Below are 18,903 nucleotides of genomic sequence, written 5' to 3' on the forward strand. Positions count from 1 at the left end.
GTGTCAGGACAGCACCGCGTCGACGAAGGCCGCAGGCAGCGTCGGCCCGCCCTCGCGACTGTTACCCGCAAGCCGCCTCACTATCGCGCGCACTCCTGGATCGCCGTAGCGGAGCAGACCGATCAACGAACGTTCGGCGCACAGGCGTGCCCCCGGTAGCAGGGTCCGCTCGGCCTGCTCCGTCTCACCGGCGGCGGCGAGGCAGCCGGCCAGCAGCAGATTTGCGTGTAACAGGGCTCTGGGCCGATGGTGCCCGGCAAGGCGGTCCACTCGGGAGCGCGCCAGCACACACGCCTCGGCGGCCGCCGTAACCGATTGCCGGGCAAGCAACTCCCGGATCACCGATTCCTCCTGCAGTTCCGCGGTGACCAGGTCTATCCCGTTCGCTGCCTCGTCCCAGCCGGACGACGCGACGAGACCGGACGAAGGACATCCGGCGGGAACGGGTATCCCGGCCCGGATGCACTCGTTCGCGATGCGGGCCGCCAGACGCGGCATCGACAACGTGGTGGCCAGACGCCACCCGTCGTACAAGCGCTGCCGGGCGGCGTCGAGATCACCACGCAACGCCTTGATCCGCGCTCCCGTACCGAAGGTGGCGAGCATCGAATCGACGATTCCGCCCTCCAGGCCGAGTTCGTAACCCTCGTCGAGTAGACGTTCGGCGGCGTCGAGGTCCCCCTTGTCGAACAGGAGATCTCCGAGCAACGCGCCGGCGATCCGCGCCGCGTGCAACCGGCCGCCACCGCTTCGCCCCGCGACTCGCACCGCGGTACGGAAATCGTCCTCGGCCGTCACGATATCGAGCTCCTCGTTCGCCGCGATGCCGTCGAAACTGTAGCCGTACATGACGCTGAACGGCCCGCGCATACGCCTGTGATAGTCGATCGCCCATTGCTGACGGCGGTGCACCGCGGCGAAGTCGAAACGGTAAATCGCCACGAAGGCGTCCATATCGGCCGCCGTACTGACGACCCATGGGTGCAGCTCCTGCGGCCGGTGCAGCGCGTCGGCTACGAGTTCTGCCACGCCGCCGAGACGGTCGGCCGAGACTCGCACCGCCGCCTCGACCACGTCGGCTTCGATCTCCACCGTCTCATCCCGCACGCCGAGGCCGTCTCGGAGCAGTGAACGAACCTGCGCCAGCGCGGAATTCGCCGGCTCGCGGCGCTGCAGGAGGAGGTTGGCCCACGCCTTGGCGAGCTGCAAGCGCGGGTTGGTCCGCACCGCAGACGGCGGTAGCTTCTCGATCACCGCCAGTAACGTCGACATCTGTGACTGCTCGAGAAGGTGGGTACCATCGCGCTCAACCTTCTCGACAGCCCAGTCTTCGTCACCGGCAGCCAGTGCGTGATCGACCGCCTCACGCAGGAACTGGTGGTCGGCGAACCATCGATATGCCACGCGATGAAGGTCGGTGACCCAGTCAGGGTGATCGCGCTCGAGCCGCCGCCGCAGAAACTCTGCGAAGAGGTGGTGGTACCGAAACCAGTTCCGATCCGCATCGGACCTGATCAGAAACAGGTCGCGGGCCTCGACCTCTTCCAGCAAAGCCGTTGCGTCCGGCATCTCGGACAACGCCGATGCCAGACTGCCCGACAACCGCTCGGTGACCGATGTGCGGAGCATGAATTCGAGTAACCGCGGTTCCAGACCGTCGAGCACATTTTCCGCCAGGAAGTCACCGATCGCGTGGTGGCGACCCGACAGGTGGCCGATCAGATCATCGGGGTCGTCGGCGCCGCGTAGTGACAACGCCGCCAGTTGCAACGCGGCAACCCAGCCTTCGGTCGACTCGGTCAAATGATCGATGTCGGCGGGTTCGAGCGCCAGCCCACCGGCGCCGGCGAAGAAGGAGCCCGCCTCGGATACGTTGAAACGCAATGTATTCGAGTCTATTTCGACCAGCTCGTCCTGGACTCGCATGCGGCTCAGCGGCAGCCCGGTCCGGCTCCGGCTGGTGACGATCACCTGCAGGTGGTGACATCCGCGCTCGAGCAAGTAGCCGAGCGCCGATATGGTGGTGGCGTCGGTCACCCTATGCCAGTCGTCGATGACCAGGGCGACCGGTTGTGCGGCGGCATGGACCCTGTCGACCAGCGCCGAGAGCACATAGGGCTGCGCGGTGTCGCCGTGCAGTTCGAGTAATTGCCCGAGCGCCTCGGCCAGCTCGGCCGACACCGGCCGGAGCGCCTCGACCAGATGCGCCATGAACCACACGACATTGTTGTCGTCCTGGTCGACGCTGAGCCACGCCACCCGCACGTTCTCCCGAGTGAGCACCTCGCGCCACTGCGAGGCCAGAGTGCTCTTCCCGAATCCGGCGGGCGCGTGAATCACGATCAATCGACGACGTTGTCCGGCCCGGAGCAGTTCGAGCAGCCGCTGCCGTACGACCAGCGGGCGCGTCGGGGTCGGCGGCCGGAATTTGGTCGATGCGGCCGGCGGTGTATCGACGGCAGCCGCTCTCCGGACCTGGCCGTAGGCGCCGGTCGTGAACTGCGGCAAACCGGTCACGCGGATCGTCGAATCCTTCTCCGCTCCTTCGGTTTTCGCACTCGCGGGCAGCACCATCCGATCGACGGGGAGACCGTGACGGCGCTGCGCCGCGCACAGCTGCTCACCCAGCGCCGCAGCCGAGGCCTGTCGATCTTGCGGCCTGTGCGACATCGCACGCTCGATCACGCGGCAGACATCGTCGGGAATGTCGCGTGCCCGCAGGTCCGGCAGCGGCTCGGAGGTGATTCGCAGGAACTGTGCGACGAGCTTCTCCCCGCTACGGCGTTCGAAGGCGGCGTGGCCGGTGATCAGGCAGAACAGCGTCGACCCGAGACTGTAGACGTCGGAGGCAGCGGTCGGCGGATGCCCCTGCAGGATCTCCGGTGCGGTGAAGGCCGGAGATCCGGTGACGACCCGGGACGTCGTGACGAATCCGCCGGAAATGTGTGCGATTCCGAAGTCGGTGAGCTCGGGTTCGCCGAACTCGTTCAGCAGGATATTGCCGGGTTTGACATCGCGGTGCAAAATGCCCGATCGGTGGGCCGTTTCGAGCGCGCCGGCCATCTTGATCACAATCCGCACAGCATCGCTCCACGGGAGGGGGCCGTCGCACTCGATCGTTTCCCGCAGCGACTTTTGTGGGTGATACGGCATGACGATGTACGGCCGGCCCTGCGAGAGCGCACCGCTGAACAGGATGCTGACGATATTCGGATGCACGGAGAGCTGGCCCATGGCTCGCTGCTCACGCAGGAAGCGCGATCGATTCTCCGAGTCGAGCTCGGCGGTGAGCACCTTGACCGCCACGGTTCGCCGCAGTGCGGACTGCTCACAGCGGTACACCACTCCGAAGCCGCCCTTCCCGATCGGAACGACGGCCTCGAACCCGGCCGACCGCAACTCCGCCGCAATGCCTTCGGTGAGATCTCGGTGCGCGTCCTGAGGGTCGCCGCTGACCATCGATCGGTCCCATCTCCCGATGTCCACCCGCGCCACATGGGACCGGAGAAGGTTTATCACCCCGTCAGACGTCCGGTCCGCCTGCTCGCGTATCGCCAGCATACCGCGCTGGGTGCGGCCGGCTCGGGAGAGCGAGACAGCTCCGGAAACTACCCGCTGCCTGAACATGGCAGGGCCTGGTCGGCTACTCGGCGAGCGGAACCGCGGCCGAGTAGGCGCCCTTGTGATACAGCAGGGGCTCGTGCCTCTGCTCGCCGTCGTCGTCGTCCCAGTACACGCGGACGACCCGGCAGATGACCAATACCGAATCACCGGCGGGAATCAACTGGTGCACCCGGGCATGCATCCACGTCGGCGTCCCGTGCAGCACGGGTTCGCCCGTATCCAGGGGCGCCCAGAGCGACTCATCGGAGAACCTCTGATCGGCGCTCTTGGAGAATCGCTGCGCGAGATGGAGTTGATGGGCGCCGAGCAGATGGACGACCACGGACTCCGCTGCCTGCAGGGCACCGATGCTCGACGACGTGCAGGTGATGTTGAACGACACCAGTGGCGGGTCCAGCGACAACGAGGCGAAGGAGGTTGCGGTAAACCCAACGGGACCACTGCGCGAGTTCAGGGTGACGATTGTGACGCCGGCCGGGTGACGGCGCAGCGCGGCGCGGTACTCGACGGCACTGACACTGCGGAACCGGTCCGACCGAGTAAGCACGTCCTCGTCCTTTTCGACCGAGTTCGACATAGCTTCCTCCTGGTTTTCGTTCGAGACGGTAGGGGTAACTGAGCTCGCCGCTCTTCAGGCCGGCTGCCGATTGTCCGCGCACCGACCGGCGCCGGATCGAAGAGCGCGCCTCCTTACCGCCGCGACCTGCTGCGGCGACAACGGCACACCGATCGACTCGAGCCACGGCAGAGTGCGGAACGCGATGTGCGCCAACACCTCCGAGTTGATCAGTGGCCGCAGCGTCACGCCGTCGGCGACATGCACGGCGTGGATGTCGGCCACCAGGCCGGCCAATCCGTTCGGTGTTCCGACGTACCGCAGCGAGGCCGGGACCGAGGGGGCCGTGAGGTGACCGTCCAGCCGTGTGAGTTCCCTACGCGCGGTCGGCGCGTCGTACGCGACCATCACTTCGACATCGACCAAGACGATCACGTCGGACGAGTCGTATCCCTCACCGGTCGCGGCCGCTCTGATCCGGGCTGTCTGTTGTTGAGCGGCGGCAAGGTCCGGCGCCTGAATTCGGACTATGGACGGTGGTCGGCGCCGATGCGGGTCGGTGGAGGTCAGATTCAGCCATTCGTCCGGCTCGGTGGTGTGACCGTCGCTCGCCACAGCGGCGTGGTGGCCGGCGTTCGCCAGCTCCAGTGCCACATGCAAGGGGGGCCTGGCCCCGATTATCCAGCGCGACATATTCATCCACTCCTGTCTTCGGATCCCGTCTTCGTCCGTCGGTGCCGAGCGTCGCCCGGCGCAGGCCTGACGAGCCCGGGGCGGATGGTGGCTCGCCACGACGGCGCGAGCCACCATCCACTACGGGGCCAGCCGAGGCGTCAGCTCGCGACCGGATCGATCACGATGGCGAACGCCTTGTTCTCGATACCGCCCGACCGGTCGAGCGAGATGAACTTCTGCTCGGTGTACTCGTCGAGCGCATCCGGCCCGCCCTCGCGACCGAGACCACTTTCCTTGTAGCCACCGAACGGATACGCCGGATGGATCACGTGCCAATCGTTGACCCAGACCATGCCGGCATCCAGCTGCCGGGCCACCTCGAGCGCGCGCTCCTCGCTGCCCCAGACGCCGGCCGACAATCCGTAGTTGGTGTCGTTGGCGATCTTGATCGCCTCGTCGACCGAGTCGTAGGCCAAGACGGTGAGAACCGGCCCGAAGACCTCCTCCCGCGCGATCCGCATGTCGTTGGTGACGTCGACGAAAATGGTCGGTTCCACCCAGTAACCCTTGTCGAATCCGGGCGCGGACGGGACACGTCCGCCCAACGCGACGGTGGCGCCTTCCTCAGCCGCGATCTTGAAGTACTCCACGATGCGATCGCGCTGTACCCGGGATGCGATCGGGCCGATATGGGTGGCCGGATCGAGGGGGTCACCGACCTTCAGGGTCGAGGCGCGCTCGACCAGGCGGCTGACCACCTCGTCGTAACGGCTCGCAGGCACCAGCAGCCGGGTCCCCGCCTCGCATGCCTGACCGTTGTTGGCCATGCAGGCGAAGAGTGCGCCGTCCACGGCGATATCCAGATCGGCATCGTCGAGCAGGACGTTGGCGCCCTTACCACCGAGTTCGAGGGTGACCCGCCGAATGGTCTGGGCGGACTGACGCAGAATGCTCTTGCCGACGACGGTCGACCCCGTGAATGCCACCTTGCGGACATCCGGGTGTCCCGCGAGGTAGGCGCCCACCGGATCACCGTCACCGGTGATCACATTGAGCACGCCAGGGGGCAGGCCTGCTGCTTCGAATTCCTTGGCCAGCTCGAGGGCGAGTAGCGGTGCGTGCTCATCCGGCTTGAGCACCACCGTATTTCCGGCCGCGAGCGCCGGCGCGATCTTCCACACCGTGGTGAGCAGCGGGATGTTCCACGGGACGATGGCCGCAACCACGCCCAGCGGCTCGCGGCGCACGATTCCGACCGCGGGGACCGGGCCGATCTCCGGACCGCTGGTCTCCCATTCGTAGTTCTCCGCCAGCGAGGCCAGATACTGGATCTGCGCCACCGACAAGCCGACATGCAGCGCGCCGGTGATACGGATAGTGGCGCCGTTCTCCTGGGTCTGCAGCACCGCGAGTTCGTCGATGCGACCGCCCAGCCGGGTGGCGACCTCGTTGAGCAGGGCCGCGCGCTCGGCCGGCGGCGTGCGCCGCCAGGTGCCCTCTTCGTGCGCCGCCTTGGCCGCGGCCACCGCCTGGTCGACCTCGGCGACGCCACCCTTGGCGACCGTCGCGACGAGTTCTTCGGTTGCGGGACTACGGATTTCGTAGATGTCGCCGGTGTCGGTCCATTTGCCGTCGACGAACAGTGAGTAGTGGGGGGTACTCATCGGTTACTCCTGATGTGATGTGAACCGTCGGATATGGCGCGGGCGCGTCATCCGATTTGGCGTTCTCGCCCTTGCCAATACGGCGCGCGGATCGCTTTCTTGTCGACCTTGCCCGCCGGATTCACCGGCACGCTGTCGACGAACTCGACCGTCTTCGGCGCGGGAACGCTACCGAGCGCGGCCTTGACATGGTCGATCACTTCGCGCTCGGTCAGCCGCGCCCCCGGTTTCACGACGACCACGGCATGCACGGCTTCGCCCCATTTCTGGTGCGGTACGCCGATCACCGCCGATTGCGCCACCGCCGGGTGGGTAGCCAGCGCATCTTCGACCTGTCGCGGAAAGACATTGAATCCACCGCTGACGACCATGTCCTTCTTGCGGTCGACGATGTAGAGGAAGCCGTCCTCGTCGAGCCGGCCGATATCGCCGGTGTGCACCCACCCGTCGCGTACCGCTTCGTGATTGCGGGACGAGTCGAGATAGCCGAGCATCTGGCCGAGCTGTTTCGAGCAGATCTCTCCCACCTCGCCGACCGGCAGCGGCTGATCGTCCTCATCCTGAATGCTCGCCCGCACCTGGAACATCGGTCGCCCCGCCGATGCGAGGCGGTCGATCCAGACCTGCGAGTCGAGCCGGTGCTCGTTCTTACGCAGGCACGAGACGTATCCCTGCTCGGTTCCGGCGTAGGTCTGGATGAAAATCGGCCCGAAGACCTCCAGTGCCTCGCGCAGCCGCTCGGGCGTGATCGGCGACCCCGCGTAGATCATGGTCTGCAACGACGACAAGTCTCGTTGTTCGCACGCCGGATGATCCAGCAACAGGTAGATGATCGTCGGAACCACCGCTGTCGCGGTGACGCCGAATCGCTCGATACTGCTCAGCAGACCGTCGACTTCCAGCCCCGGCAACATGACGTTCGTACCACCGCGCACGAACGTCGGCATCACGAAGATCTGGCTGAAGTGGGTCAGCGGCGCACCGTGTGCGAAGACCTCGCCGAACCGGATGTCACCGATCTCGAGTCCCGCCGAGATGCTGTACTGCGCCCAGGTGAAGTGGGAGTTCACCACACCTTTCGGCTCCCCGGTGCTGCCCGAGGTGAACAGGACATACGCTTCGTCGTCCTCGAACAGCGCCAGTTCCGGCCGGGTCGTCGGCTGGGCCCGGAAAAGTTCCGAATAGTCTTGTGCGTCATTCGGATTCGATTCCGGGCTGCCGCCGATCCGAATCAGGTTCTGCAGTTTCGGCAATTGGCCCCGGATCGCGGCGACCTTGTCGTCGAACTGCGCGTGGTAGATCAGCGTGGTGGCGTCGGTCTGCGAGAGATTCGATCGGAGTCCCTCGGCGGCCGATCGCGTCGGCAGTTGGACGAGCACGCCGCCGGCCGCCCATATCCCGTGTTGTGTCGGGATGAACTCCAGGCAGTTCGGCAGCAACAGTCCGACTCGTTCGCCCTTCTGCAGACCCAGCGCGACCAAGCCGTTGGCCACGCGGTTACGCCATTCGCCCAGCTCCCGGTATGTGACAGACCGGTCGCCGTCGATGATCGCCACCGAGGTGGAGTAATAGGTGCACGCCCGATCCAGGACGTCCGGCAACGTACCCCACATGGTCAGGAACCGACGAGCGTCGACGGATCGAAGCCCTCGACCCAGTACTCGGGAGTGATGATCGGTACGCCCAGCTCCTGCAGCACAGGAGTGTCGTTCCAGTAGGTCGTCTCACGCGCGATCTTGCCGTCGGCGTCGAGCTGGTGCCAGGTGATGCCCTGGGTGGTCAGCGTCTTGCCGCCGGTCGGAACGCCGCGGTAGGTCTCGAGTCCCTCACCGGTCCACTGCCAGCGGATCACCACCGCGGGGTTGCCGCCGGCGCCGGCCACTGCGAAGGTCTCGAAGACATCGAAGCGGTGGGTACCGACGCCGTTGGCCGGATTTGTATTCGCGAACGGCGCCAGGCGCGGCTCGAGCTCCTGCTTGGTGATCGCCGTGGACAGCACGTGGTCACGATCGGCGTGATCGTCGTAAACCAGGTCGTCGGCATACAGCTCGACCGCGGCCGCCGTATCGGTGGTCAGCGCCTTGGCCCAGCGCTGGGCGTGGTCTTCGTGGGTGCTCATGATTCGGATTCCCTTCGGAGAGTTCGCGGTTCAGGCGTTGGCGAGCGACTTGGTCACCGAACGTGGCTGGATCGGCTGGCCCAGTTCGGCGGCGGCGGTGGCGACATCCCACAGGCTCGCCTCCTTCACGATCAGGCCCTCGTCGTTGTAGACGTGGAAGGTGATCCCGCGAGTCCCTGGGACCTTGCCGTTGGTGGGCACACCGACGAACGCGGTCGCGGTGGGCGCCTCCCAGGTCCACCGATAGATCGCGGACTTCTCGTCGCCGACGACCTCGTCGATCCGGAAATTGTTGATACCGATGCCGTTCTCGGTGTCCTTGTTCGCGTAGGGCGCGAAAACACGCAGCAATTCTTCTTTGTCAGTGATCTTCTGACCGAGAATCGGGTCCTCGAAAACAAACTCGTCGGCATAGAGCGCCACGATTGCCTCCGGGCTCTCTCGGAAGGCCTTCAGCCATTTGATCGCAAACGTATGACTCATGAAACTTCGCTCTCCCTCGGTTCGTCAGGAACACCTTCAAGGTATTGCGACCCACATCACTGATTCGACTTCCTCTCGGAGGAAAAGCACCGCCCTAAGGGGGGATGCCGGGTCGGGCGCACCGAGGCAACCACCTGCCGGCAGCGCGAAATCTGGCCGGAACGGCAATTAGCGCCGTTGCCGGCCGACCGGCCGCACCCCAACCGGCGTCCGGCCGGCGCCACCACCCGCACACGTGTACTCACGAACGCGGTCATCTCGTCCGTACCCCGGAATTTCTCCCCCTTTGTTGGTCTCAAATCCCTCTTCCGGGAGGTGTGGCCGCATGCTCGCCGTTGCCAGACTGGGCTGCACACACTCGGAAAACAAAAGGGTTGATCCATGAGCACCTTCAAAAATGCCGACGAGGTCTACACCTATATCGGCGGAATTTTCGATATCGCCACCAAGGAACAGGCGTTCGTCGAGGCGACCGCGGGCACCGGTCTGGTCGTCAAACTGATCCAGACCGACCCGGACGCGGTGCTGGTCATCGACTTCCCGGGGCAGAAGGTTACGACCGGCGAAGCCGCGCGGGATCTGGACGCCACCGTGCAGCTTCGGATGTCGTCGGACAACAGCAATCGGTTCTGGCAGGGCAAGCTCAACTTCACGCTGGCCATGGCACAGCGCAAGGTCAAGCTCGACGGCAAGCGGTCGGTCGCGTTGAAGCTGCTGCCGCTGACCTCCGGATTGTTCGACGTCTACAAGAAGCTGCTCGTCGACAACGGCCGCGAGGATCTGCTGATCCGCTAGAAACCCCCTCTCCCCCACCATTTCTCACCCCAATCAAGGAGCAGACATGCTGAAACCGGATATGACCGACGAAGAATTCCAGCCGCACTTCGAGAAGGCTCGACAGGTCTCGGAGTTCTTCCGGGAGATCGGACCGGAGTACGACGAGAAGAACACCTTCGCCTACCCGTCGATCAAGGCGTTCAAGGACTCGGGCCTGGGTGCGCTGCCGGTGCCGAAGGAATTCGGCGGCCTGGGCGGAAGCCTGCTGCACGCCTCCAAGGTGATCAGCGAACTGTCCAAGGGGGATTCGGCGATCACCCTGGCCTACAACATGCACTACATCATGGTCGGCATCGCCGGCAGCCTGATGAGTGAGGAGCAGAACAAGTACTGGCTGGGCCGGGTGGCCGACGGCGACCTGATCTTCGGCCCCTTCTCCGAACAGCGCGCCGGCTTCAGTGGCCTGGCCGATATGAAGGCGGTCCCCCAGCCCGAGGGCGGCTGGCGGCTGTACGGCAAGAAGACCTGGGGCACGCTGTGCGAGGCCGCCGACATCATCACCACCAATGCGACCATCACCGACGCCGAGGGCAACCTGCCCGAGGATTTCCAGGAGCGGGTCAACGCCGAGAGCTTCTTCATCGGCGATTTCAAGGTCGACGAGAACGGCCAGGGCGACGGCATCCGGATCGAAAAGACCTGGAACGCTTTGGGTATGCACGCCACCGGCACGCAGACCATCCACTTCGAGGGCTACTACGTTCCCGCGGAGGGCTTCATCTGCGAGTGGCGTACCGGCGCCTTCGGTGTGCTGGAGTGGGCCTCGCTGATGTTCGCCAGCATCTACCTGGGCATGCAGTACCGCGTCCTCGAGGAGTCGCGGGCAGTGCTGTCGAAGAAGACACTCGGTGCCACCTTCGGCGCGATCGTCGCCCAGGACACCAAGGTCGCCAATGTGGGCCACATCATCGACGGCATCGGCGATATGGCCTCGCGCGTCGAGATCAGCCGGCGAGTGCTGTACCAGACCTGTCAGGAACTGCTCGACGGCAAGGACGACGAGTGGCCGCTGGAACTGCGCTTCCCCTACATCGGCTTGGCCAAGACATTCATCGCCGACAACGTGCTGCACATGACGCGGCACGCCATGAGCATGGTCGGCGGCTCCTCGTTCCGCAAGGGCACCGTCTTCGAGCGTCTCTACCGTGACGCCGCGGCCTCGATGTTCCAGCCCCTCAACGGCGACCAGTCCCGCACCTACATCGGTGAATTCCTGCTGCAGCCGGAGGAACTCGCCGACTGACAGCAGTAGTCCGAACGGAACAACCCCCGGCCGAGCGGCCGGGGGTTGTTTTTTTTCATCTTCGTCGTCACTGCGGGGGAAGGTGGCCTCGGATGAGCAGCCACGCGATCGCGGTGACGAGGTGCCGGATGGGGTCGACGAGATCGATGATCATGGAAACTCCTTGCCGGGCAACGTATCAGGCCGACAGCCCGGCCGGTTCGAAAGTGTCCTCGATGGCCCGGCGAGCCTGCGCGGGCAGGGTGTGCAAGATAGCGCGCACCCGTTCCTGGCGGCGGGCCGCGGCCTGCCGGAAGGGCATCCCCGGGGTGGGTTGCATCTGCGCCACGATGCCCTCGATATCTTCCACGCCACCGGCGTGGTGACCGGCGTCCACGAGCGCCTGCTCGTGCGCCATCTGGGCCTCGTCCTTCTCCTCGCTCATGCCGATCGGGCCGATCATCCGGCCGTTGAGGAACTGCCTGACCACCGGCTCGTCGCTGGTGAGCAGTACCTCGCGCGGCCCGAACATGACCAGCTCCCGGCGAAACAACATGCCGATGTTGTCGGGCACGGTGCGAGCCAGGTTGATGTTGTGGGTGACGATCAGGAAGGTGGCATCGATCTGGGCGTTGATATCGAGGAACAACTGGCTGATGTAGGTGGTGCGGACCGGGTCGAGTCCGGAGTCCGGCTCGTCGACCAGGATGATCTGCGGGTCGAGGACCAGCGCTCGCGCCAATCCGGCGCGCTTGCGCATGCCGCCCGAAATCTCGCCCGGCAGTTTGGTTTCCGCGCCGGCCAGACCGACGAGATCCAGCTTTTCCATGACGATCCGGCGGATCTCGGATTCGGGCTTCTTCGTATGCTCGCGCAGCGGGAACGCCGTGTTGTCGAACAGGGTCATCGAGCCGAACAGCGCGCCGTCCTGGAACAGCACGCCGAACAGCTTGCGGATCTCGTAGAGTTCCTTCTCGCTGCACTCCAGGATGTCGGTCCCGTCGATCAGAATCGAGCCGTACTCCGGCCGCAGCAACCCGATGAGAGATTTCAGGAACACCGATTTGCCGGTACCCGAGGGCCCCAGCAGCACGCTGACCTCGCCGGGCGGCAACGTCAGCGTCACATCACGCCAAATCGTCTGCGGTCCGAACGATTTCGTCAAACCCTCGACACGGACTTCGACACCACTCATGATGACTTCTCCTTTGCCTGCGATGCTCTGGCGCTCAGAACAGCGGATCGAATCGGTTGATCAGCCAGCGGCCGCCCACCTTGGTCAGTCCCACGCGCAACGCGTTCTGCGACTGTGACGGTGCCGGATTGCCTGCGACAGTGGTGGTCTGATCGATGTAGACGATCACCGTCGCCTGGTCCTTCGACACCGATTCCACCGCCGATCCCACGGGCGCCGCCTGCATCGTCACCTTTTTCTCCTTGGCGGCCGGCGCGACCACGGTGTCCGCCAGCTTTCCGTAGGTTTCGAGAAAATCGCCGGTCAGTCGCGTCTTGGCGGCCGCAAGATCCTGATCCACCGTTTCCGGTTTGTAGGACAGCACCGCCACCGCACTGTCGGAGGCGGCCTTGGCGACGGTGTCGCGGGAGTTCGCCAGATCGCGGTCGGCGGGCTGCTGGATCAGCGTTTGCAGCGAAACCAGCACTGCCAGAGCGACAATCGGCGGGGCAGCGGCCGGCAGAAGCCGGCGTCCGCCGTTGTCGCGGCGGCGCAGCACCGCGTTCCAGCCCGCGAAGCCCAAGGCGGCCGCGACGACCACGCCGCACACCACCTCCATCCAGAGCGGACGCCCCAGCACGGAGGTGATCATCAGCCCGGCCGCGGCCACGATCGCCACTGGAACGAGATCGGCCGCGACCGAGGCCATTCGGCGAAGATAGCGGGTAGAGGTCTGGATGATCATTGGACGAATCCCACCTTCGAGAGCTTGAACTTCCCGCCGACCCAGGCCACGTCGACGCGCACCTGATACTGCTTCGGCGCGGTGTCGACGCGGGCTCCGCTCGGCGGCGCGGAGGGCGCCGGGCTGCCCTGGGCCGGTGCGAGCCCACCCTGTCCCGGACCCGATTGTGGCAGCGGAACCGAAGTCTGCGAGGTGACGACGACCAGCACGCTCACGCTGCCGTCGTCGTTGCGCCGCTCGATGCCGGCGGCGACGCCGTGGCCGCGGGTCACACCACCCGACGTCTGCATGGTGTCGATGACCGAGCGCTTGCGCGCGTCGAATTCGTCGTGCCACTGGCCGGTCGAGTTCGCCAGCACCCGGTCCACGTAGCCGCGCGGGTCGGCGGAGTCGGTCGAAACCAGTTGCGCCACCGCGTCCTTCGAGAAATTCAACAGTTGCGTATCCCGGGCTGCGTCGCGGACCGCGGTGTGATGGCGGACCATCGACCATCCGCCCACCGCACAACCGGCCACCACGACGACCGCGAGCAGCGCGTTGGCGATGCGGGTCGCGACGCGCACGAACGCCTTCGGGCCCCGCGGCGCGTCCGGTGTCGGCTCATCGTCCGGTTCGGTGATCTCCGGCGCCTCGCCGGACGAGATATCCACGGTGCTCACAGCGGCTCCATCCGGTCGATCAGCCATTGGCCGTGCGGCCGGACCACCTGCACCCGCACGGTGCTGACCAGGTAGGTCGGATCCGGCTTGGTGCTGTTGGTGGTCAGTCCGCGCAGGAAGACCAGCACGCTGGCCGAGTCCGGTGCGGCGGAGATCAGCGAGGTCCCGCTGACTTCCCACCGCGCGTCGATATGGGACTGCTTGGCCTGTGGAATGAGCGTGTCGGTCGCCAGCTCGGCGTAGGAGTCCAGGAACTGCCCGGTGAGATGACTCTTGGCCTGTCGTACATCGGCGTCGACGGTATCGGCCTTGTAGGTGAGCACGCCCGCGGTCAGCTTGGCGGCCTGTTCGGCGACATCGCGGCGCACGTCGCCTGTGCGCTGGTCGGCCACCGTGTAGTGGAAGTATCCGACCGCGGCGAATGCGGTCGCCGCCCCCGCCAACGCGACGAGCACACCGACCCGGGCCCGGCGCGGGCGGGCGGCACGGCCGAGAAATGCGACCATTCGATACCACGTGCGCGCGATCACGGCACGACCTCGACCTTCGACAGTTTGTAGCCCGCCGCCTCGTCGACCACATCGACGCGCAGCCGCCAGGTCCGCGGATCATCCTTGGCACCAGTCGAATTCGATACCTTGGATACCGCCGTCACCAGCACCGTGGTGCTGCCGTCCGGATTGTGGTGCTCGATTCCGGCGCCCAGGATCTCCCCGGTCGAATCGGTTTTCGATTCATCGATCGCGCCGACGAATTTGTCCTTGACCGCCCTGAATTCGGCGAGCCACTGACCGGTCGCATCCGCGGCGATGCGATTCGCGCTGGCAGTAGGGTCCTTGGCGCTCGGAGAGATCAGATTCACCACCTCCTGGCGGGCCGCGGAGAGCACTGCGAGGTCTCGATCACCGACCCGGTCGCTGTCGCGATGTGCGAGGCCCAGCGTGATCGCCGCCGCCGCCAACCCGGCCGGCACCACGGCGATCAGCACAACACCGATCACTGACCTGCTGGGGCGCAACAACATTCGCAGCGCGGACCGGCGCGGGGTGCGCGCGCCCGCAGCCTCCGCGTCGCCGGCCGTCTCCGAGTCTGCCGCGGCGTCGAGGTCTCCGATGCCGGTGTCGTCGGACGCCGACTCCGCGGCGCTCTCCCTCGCGGCTGTCGCTTCCGCCGCACCGACGTCTTCTTCGGCGGGCTCCGGGGCGGTGCGCGCGGATATAGCGATTCGGTGAGTCATCAGTGATCTCCTGTCAGCAGGGTCTGCAATGTCGGTGCGACCTGTCCCGTCCCGGGAACCAGTCCCGGCTGGGTGTGAACCGTGCCGTCGCTGCCCACGTATCCGCCCGTGGCGGGGTCGTAGGCGGCAGTACCGACCCGCGGCGGTGGTGTGGCGGCCGCGGCCGGAGCCTGCGGGTTGTCGACCGTCGGCGTGGGGTTCTCCCGCCATGGATTGGTGCCCTGCGCGACGTAGGGCCGGTCGCTGTCACACTCCTCGACCGTCGGGGCGCGCTTGCCCGGCTTGTCCATACACGGCAGGTTGCGCGCACCGCGAACCGCGTTGGGGGCGTCCTGCGGAATCGCACAGTAGATCGGGGCGGGAGTACGAACCGGGGCGTCGGTGGACGAACCGTCCCTACGCTGTTCGGGCGGCAGGAACCCGGTCGTGCACGGTGGCGGCGCGTTGAGATTCAGTTTGAAGTCGAGGAAGGCCCGGTTGGTGCCGCCGGAGTCGGGGACGTTGATCGTCTTCAACGCGCTCACACTCGCCGGCAGCAGGACCAGCAACTGCTCGATCGACGGGTTGTAGGTCACTGCCACCTGGCCCAAGCTGGTCAGGTTGGCGACCAGCAGCGGCGCCGTCAGGTGCAGCTGCCCGAACAATTCACTGGCCTCACGCGCCGCGCCCGGCCCGGTCTTCAGCACGTCGCGGATCTGCTGGTCGCTCGCCTGCGCCTGCCGCACCGAATTCGACAGGTGCGCAACCCATTCGCGGATCGCCGGACTGCTGACCTGTTGCGAATCGAGGAAGGGCGCCGAATCGTTGATCAGCGTGGTGACCGCATCCGTGTCGGTGTGCGCCTGATCCAGCACGCGATCGGTTCCGTTGAGCAGGCGCTGCAATGCGTCACCGGAACCGCCGAAAGCGTTCTGCGTCTCGTCGATTACCGTGCTGAGCTTGTCCTTCGGAATCGAGGTCAAGCTGGTGTCGAGGGTGTCGATCAGCGGAGCGATGTCCTGCGGCACCGTAGTCCGTGTCGCCGGAACCACGTCACCGTTCTCGAGGTACGGACCGCCCTGGGACGTCGGTACGAAATCCAGATACAGCTCACCGATCGCCGAACGGCTGTGCACATTGGCGGTGGCGGACACCGGGATCCGCACCGAACTGTCCACGCTGAGCGTCGCTTCCGCACCGGTCCTGGTCGGCACCACACCGGTCACGATGCCGACCGTTTTGCCGCGGTAGGTCACGTTGGCGCTGTCATACAGACCGGCGCTGGTCGCCAGCTGCACCCGCACCGTATACCGCCCCACCCCGACGAGAGACGGCAGTCGCATGTAGACCAGCCCCATGACGAGCAGGGCGACCACGGTCACCACGGCGAAGATCAGCAATTGGATCCGGACGAATCTAGACAGAATCATTTCCCACCTCGCACGACAACCGAATCCAGTCCCGCGGTCAGCGGGTTCTTCGTCGACAGGGCGGGCACCCGGTCGACGGTGCGTCCGAGCGATGTCTCGGCATTCTCCAGCACGCCTTCCAACGGCGTGCCCTGCAGCAGGCCGCGCCCCAATCGTCCGAGCGTGAGATCCACTGTGCCGCTGAGGTTTCCCGCGTCACCGCGGAAGAACTTGGGAATGTTGGCCAGCGGCCACGGATAGGTCGGCAGCAACCCCAGCGCCCCGGTGAGATCCGGGCCCGCGTTGGCGAGCTCGCGCATGACCGGCTGCAGGTCGCGCAGGTTCTGCTGCACATCCTCGGAGCTGGCCGTGACGACCCGGTCGGCGGAGTCGGCGAATCCACCGAGTGCGGTGACCGTATCGGTGAGCTGCTGACGCTGCCGGGCCAGGATCGACAGTGCGGGCGGAATGCGGTCGAGGGCGCCGGCCAGCACATCGTTCTGCTTGCCGACCGTATCGGCCAGGCGATCGAGACCCGTAGCGGCGGTGATGATGTCGTCGCTCTGGGCGTTGAGGTCACTGCTGAAGGTACTGGTCTGCGAGAGCAGATCGCGGACCTCCTTCTCGTGGCCGGACAGAGCTGTGTTGGTCTGGTTGCTGATCTCCTGGATCCTGGCCAGACCACCTCCGTTGAGCACGGTCGACAACGAGGCCAGAGTTTGCTCGGTCGTCGGGTAGGTGCCTGCGTGCTCGATCGGAATCACGCTGCCGTTCTTCAGTTCTCCGGCGGGCGGTTCGCTCAGCGGGCTCGCCAATTCGATATGCAGCGAGCCCAGCAGGCTGGTCTGGCCTATCTTGGCGGTGGCGTTGGCCGGCAGATGTACGTCTCGATTCAATGTCACCGTGACTACCGCGTGCCAGCCTTCCAGTTGCACATCGGCCACGTTGCCGACCGTCACATCGTTGACCCGGACGCGTGAATTGCGTTGGATGGACATCACATTCGGCATCTCGATCTTCACGCTGTAGGATCCCGGACCGCCACCCACCGTGCCGGGAAGAGGCAGCGAATTCGGCCCCTCCCATTGACATCCGGACGCGGCCAGCGTGAGTCCGCCGATCAAGGCCATAGCCGCGAAGCGCTTCTCGCACCGCATTACCGGCCCCCTCCTGAGTTCGCGGGATTCGGGATTCCGAGCAGACCTGCCAGACCGCGCGCGGCGTCCACCGGTTGGGTCTCGGCCGGTGCGGGGGCACTTCCCCGCAACCACTGCTCGCTGTAGTCGATCTGGTCCGGGCGCACCGACAGGCCCGACACCGGATTCACACCGACCGGCGGATAGTTCATCTGCAGCAATTTCAACACCGGCGCCAGCTGTTGCACACACAGCTTCGCGGCATCGGCGGCGCCCAACTGACTTGCCGATTGAATTGCGCCGCAGATGAATTGCACCGGATTGTCGAGCTGCGTGACAGCCAGAGCGCCGGTGAACGATCCCTGCGCCGGGTTGTATATGTTGTAGAAGTTCTGGATAGCTGTCGGCGCCACATGCAACAACTGTTCGATGTTGGGTCGAATATCGTTGAGCGACTTGGAAACTGCCGCGAGGTCGGCAATCGTTTCGGAGGCCGGGTCGCGATTGTCCTTGACGAACTGCTCGAGCCGGCTCGACATCGCGTCGACACCCTGCAACGCGGTCGCAAGCTCCTGATCGGTTCCGTCGAGCGCACCCGACACCGAGGCCACGTTCTGGTTGAGCCGCACGATCTCGCTGTCACTGGCCGACAACGCGGTCATGAACGCCTGCAGGTTTCGCACCGTGGCGAACAGGTCGTCGCGCCCGTCGGAGAGCGTGGTCATCGCATTGGACAGCTTGGTGAGGGTGTCGTTGATCTGATCGCCCTTGCCGCTCAGCGCATTCGCGGCCGAGTTGACGAAGTCCCCGAGCGCGCCCGCCTTGTTCTGCTCGGTCGGGTTGATCGAATCTGCGAGCGACTGCAGCTGTTTGCGCAGGTCGTCCCATTCCACCGGCACCGCGGTCCGTTCGAGCGGAATCTCGGCGCCGTCGGCCAGCTGCGGGCCGCCGGTGTAGGCCGGGGTCAGCTGAATCGCGCGGGACGAGATCAGGCTTTGGGAGAGGATCACCGCCTTCGCCTGCGCGGGCAGCCGATAGCGGCTGCTGTAGTGGAATCTCACCCGCATCCGGTCGCCGTGCGGATCGATCACGTCGATCGTTCCGACGTCCACGCCGAGAATCTTCACCCGGTCGCCGACGAACAGCCCGTTGGTGTTCTCGAAATAGGCCACCGCCGATTTCGTCGTCTCCCGGTTGTACAAGTGCCAGCCGAGTCCCGAAAGCCCCGCCACCACAACGACTATCACGCCCAGGATGACGACTTTGCTCCTGAGGAATCGCAACTTCAGCACTGCTCGCGACATGGTCATCCTCCCAATCCGGGCAGCGGCGGCAATCCGGGCAGCGGCGGTAGCCCGGGCAGTGCCGGCGCCGGAGCCGGCCC

17 protein-coding genes are annotated in these 18,903 nt (G+C 65.6%); 2 read left to right on the forward strand and 15 right to left on the reverse strand.

Annotated elements, in window-relative coordinates; all coding sequences use genetic code 11:
• Positions 1–3: 3 nt before the first annotated feature.
• The 7 genes from NN2_RS02100 to NN2_RS02130 all read right to left on the reverse strand — a co-directional run bounded on the left by NN2_RS02100 (position 4) and on the right by NN2_RS02130 (position 9,121).
• A complete protein-coding gene (locus tag NN2_RS02100) occupies positions 4–3,459 on the reverse strand; it encodes a serine/threonine-protein kinase (RefSeq protein ID WP_063009806.1) in 3,456 nt (1,151 codons plus the stop codon).
• Between the two features lie 184 nt (positions 3,460–3,643).
• The gene (locus NN2_RS02105; RefSeq protein WP_063009808.1) at positions 3,644–4,201 is read right to left on the reverse strand and encodes a flavin reductase family protein; all 558 of its coding nucleotides are present in this window, start codon (positions 4,199–4,201) and stop codon (positions 3,644–3,646) included.
• Between the two features lie 54 nt (positions 4,202–4,255).
• Positions 4,256–4,873 carry a hypothetical protein gene (locus tag NN2_RS02110; RefSeq protein WP_063910641.1) on the reverse strand — a complete coding sequence of 206 codons (618 nt, stop codon included), beginning with the start codon at positions 4,871–4,873 and terminating at the stop codon, positions 4,256–4,258.
• Between the two features lie 140 nt (positions 4,874–5,013).
• Entirely contained in the window at positions 5,014–6,519 is a 1,506-nt protein-coding gene (locus tag NN2_RS02115) for an aldehyde dehydrogenase family protein (RefSeq protein WP_063009812.1), read from the reverse strand.
• 47 nt (positions 6,520–6,566) lie between these two features.
• The gene (locus NN2_RS02120; protein WP_063009814.1) at positions 6,567–8,132 is read right to left on the reverse strand and encodes an acyl-CoA synthetase; all 1,566 of its coding nucleotides are present in this window, start codon (positions 8,130–8,132) and stop codon (positions 6,567–6,569) included.
• A 2-nt stretch (positions 8,133–8,134) separates the two neighbouring features.
• Positions 8,135–8,638, reverse strand: coding sequence for a ketosteroid isomerase-related protein (locus tag NN2_RS02125; RefSeq protein ID WP_063009816.1), 504 nt, complete (start codon positions 8,636–8,638; stop codon positions 8,135–8,137).
• A gap of 30 nt (positions 8,639–8,668) precedes the next feature.
• Positions 8,669–9,121, reverse strand: coding sequence for a ketosteroid isomerase-related protein (locus NN2_RS02130; protein ID WP_063009818.1), 453 nt, complete (start codon positions 9,119–9,121; stop codon positions 8,669–8,671).
• 381 nt (positions 9,122–9,502) lie between these two features.
• Here NN2_RS02130 and NN2_RS02135 point away from each other — a divergent pair, with 381 nt between their 5' ends.
• Together NN2_RS02135 and NN2_RS02140 are read left to right on the forward strand one after the other, a co-directional pair.
• Positions 9,503–9,916: an SCP2 sterol-binding domain-containing protein gene (locus NN2_RS02135; protein ID WP_063009820.1), complete on the forward strand. Its 414-nt coding sequence runs from the start codon at positions 9,503–9,505 to the stop codon at positions 9,914–9,916.
• A gap of 46 nt (positions 9,917–9,962) precedes the next feature.
• Entirely contained in the window at positions 9,963–11,201 is a 1,239-nt protein-coding gene (locus NN2_RS02140) for an acyl-CoA dehydrogenase family protein (RefSeq protein ID WP_063009822.1), read from the forward strand.
• Between the two features lie 178 nt (positions 11,202–11,379).
• Here NN2_RS02140 and NN2_RS02145 read toward each other — a convergent pair whose 3' ends face one another.
• From NN2_RS02145 to NN2_RS02180, 8 genes are read right to left on the reverse strand one after another with little or no spacing between them, the layout of a single operon-like run.
• Positions 11,380–12,375, reverse strand: coding sequence for an ABC transporter ATP-binding protein (locus NN2_RS02145; protein ID WP_063009824.1), 996 nt, complete (start codon positions 12,373–12,375; stop codon positions 11,380–11,382).
• A gap of 34 nt (positions 12,376–12,409) precedes the next feature.
• On the reverse strand, positions 12,410–13,063 hold the full coding sequence (locus NN2_RS02150) for a hypothetical protein (RefSeq protein ID WP_146098822.1): 654 nt from the start codon (positions 13,061–13,063) through the stop codon (positions 12,410–12,412).
• A gap of 32 nt (positions 13,064–13,095) precedes the next feature.
• Positions 13,096–13,758 (reverse strand): Rv1363c family protein, encoded by a 663-nt coding sequence (locus tag NN2_RS02155; protein ID WP_063009828.1) that lies wholly within the window; start codon positions 13,756–13,758, stop codon positions 13,096–13,098.
• Positions 13,755–14,288 (reverse strand): hypothetical protein, encoded by a 534-nt coding sequence (locus NN2_RS02160; RefSeq protein WP_063009830.1) that lies wholly within the window; start codon positions 14,286–14,288, stop codon positions 13,755–13,757. The genes NN2_RS02155 and NN2_RS02160 overlap by 4 nt, the downstream gene beginning before the upstream one ends.
• Complete coding sequence (locus NN2_RS02165; protein WP_063009832.1) at positions 14,285–14,995, reverse strand: Rv1363c family protein; 711 nt, start codon at positions 14,993–14,995, stop codon at positions 14,285–14,287. The genes NN2_RS02160 and NN2_RS02165 overlap by 4 nt, the downstream gene beginning before the upstream one ends.
• Complete coding sequence (locus tag NN2_RS02170; protein WP_063009834.1) at positions 14,995–16,404, reverse strand: MCE family protein; 1,410 nt, start codon at positions 16,402–16,404, stop codon at positions 14,995–14,997. The genes NN2_RS02165 and NN2_RS02170 overlap by 1 nt, the downstream gene beginning before the upstream one ends.
• Complete coding sequence (locus NN2_RS02175) at positions 16,401–17,540, reverse strand: MCE family protein (protein ID WP_063009836.1); 1,140 nt, start codon at positions 17,538–17,540, stop codon at positions 16,401–16,403. Before NN2_RS02175 ends, NN2_RS02170 begins: the two co-directional genes overlap by 4 nt.
• Positions 17,540–18,823: an MCE family protein gene (locus NN2_RS02180; RefSeq protein ID WP_245658506.1), complete on the reverse strand. Its 1,284-nt coding sequence runs from the start codon at positions 18,821–18,823 to the stop codon at positions 17,540–17,542. The genes NN2_RS02175 and NN2_RS02180 overlap by 1 nt, the downstream gene beginning before the upstream one ends.
• Between the last annotated feature and the right edge of the window lie 80 nt (positions 18,824–18,903).

Source organism: Nocardia nova NBRC 15556 (genome assembly GCF_001613005.1).
In the GTDB taxonomy this organism is placed as follows: domain Bacteria; phylum Actinomycetota; class Actinomycetes; order Mycobacteriales; family Mycobacteriaceae; genus Nocardia; species Nocardia nova.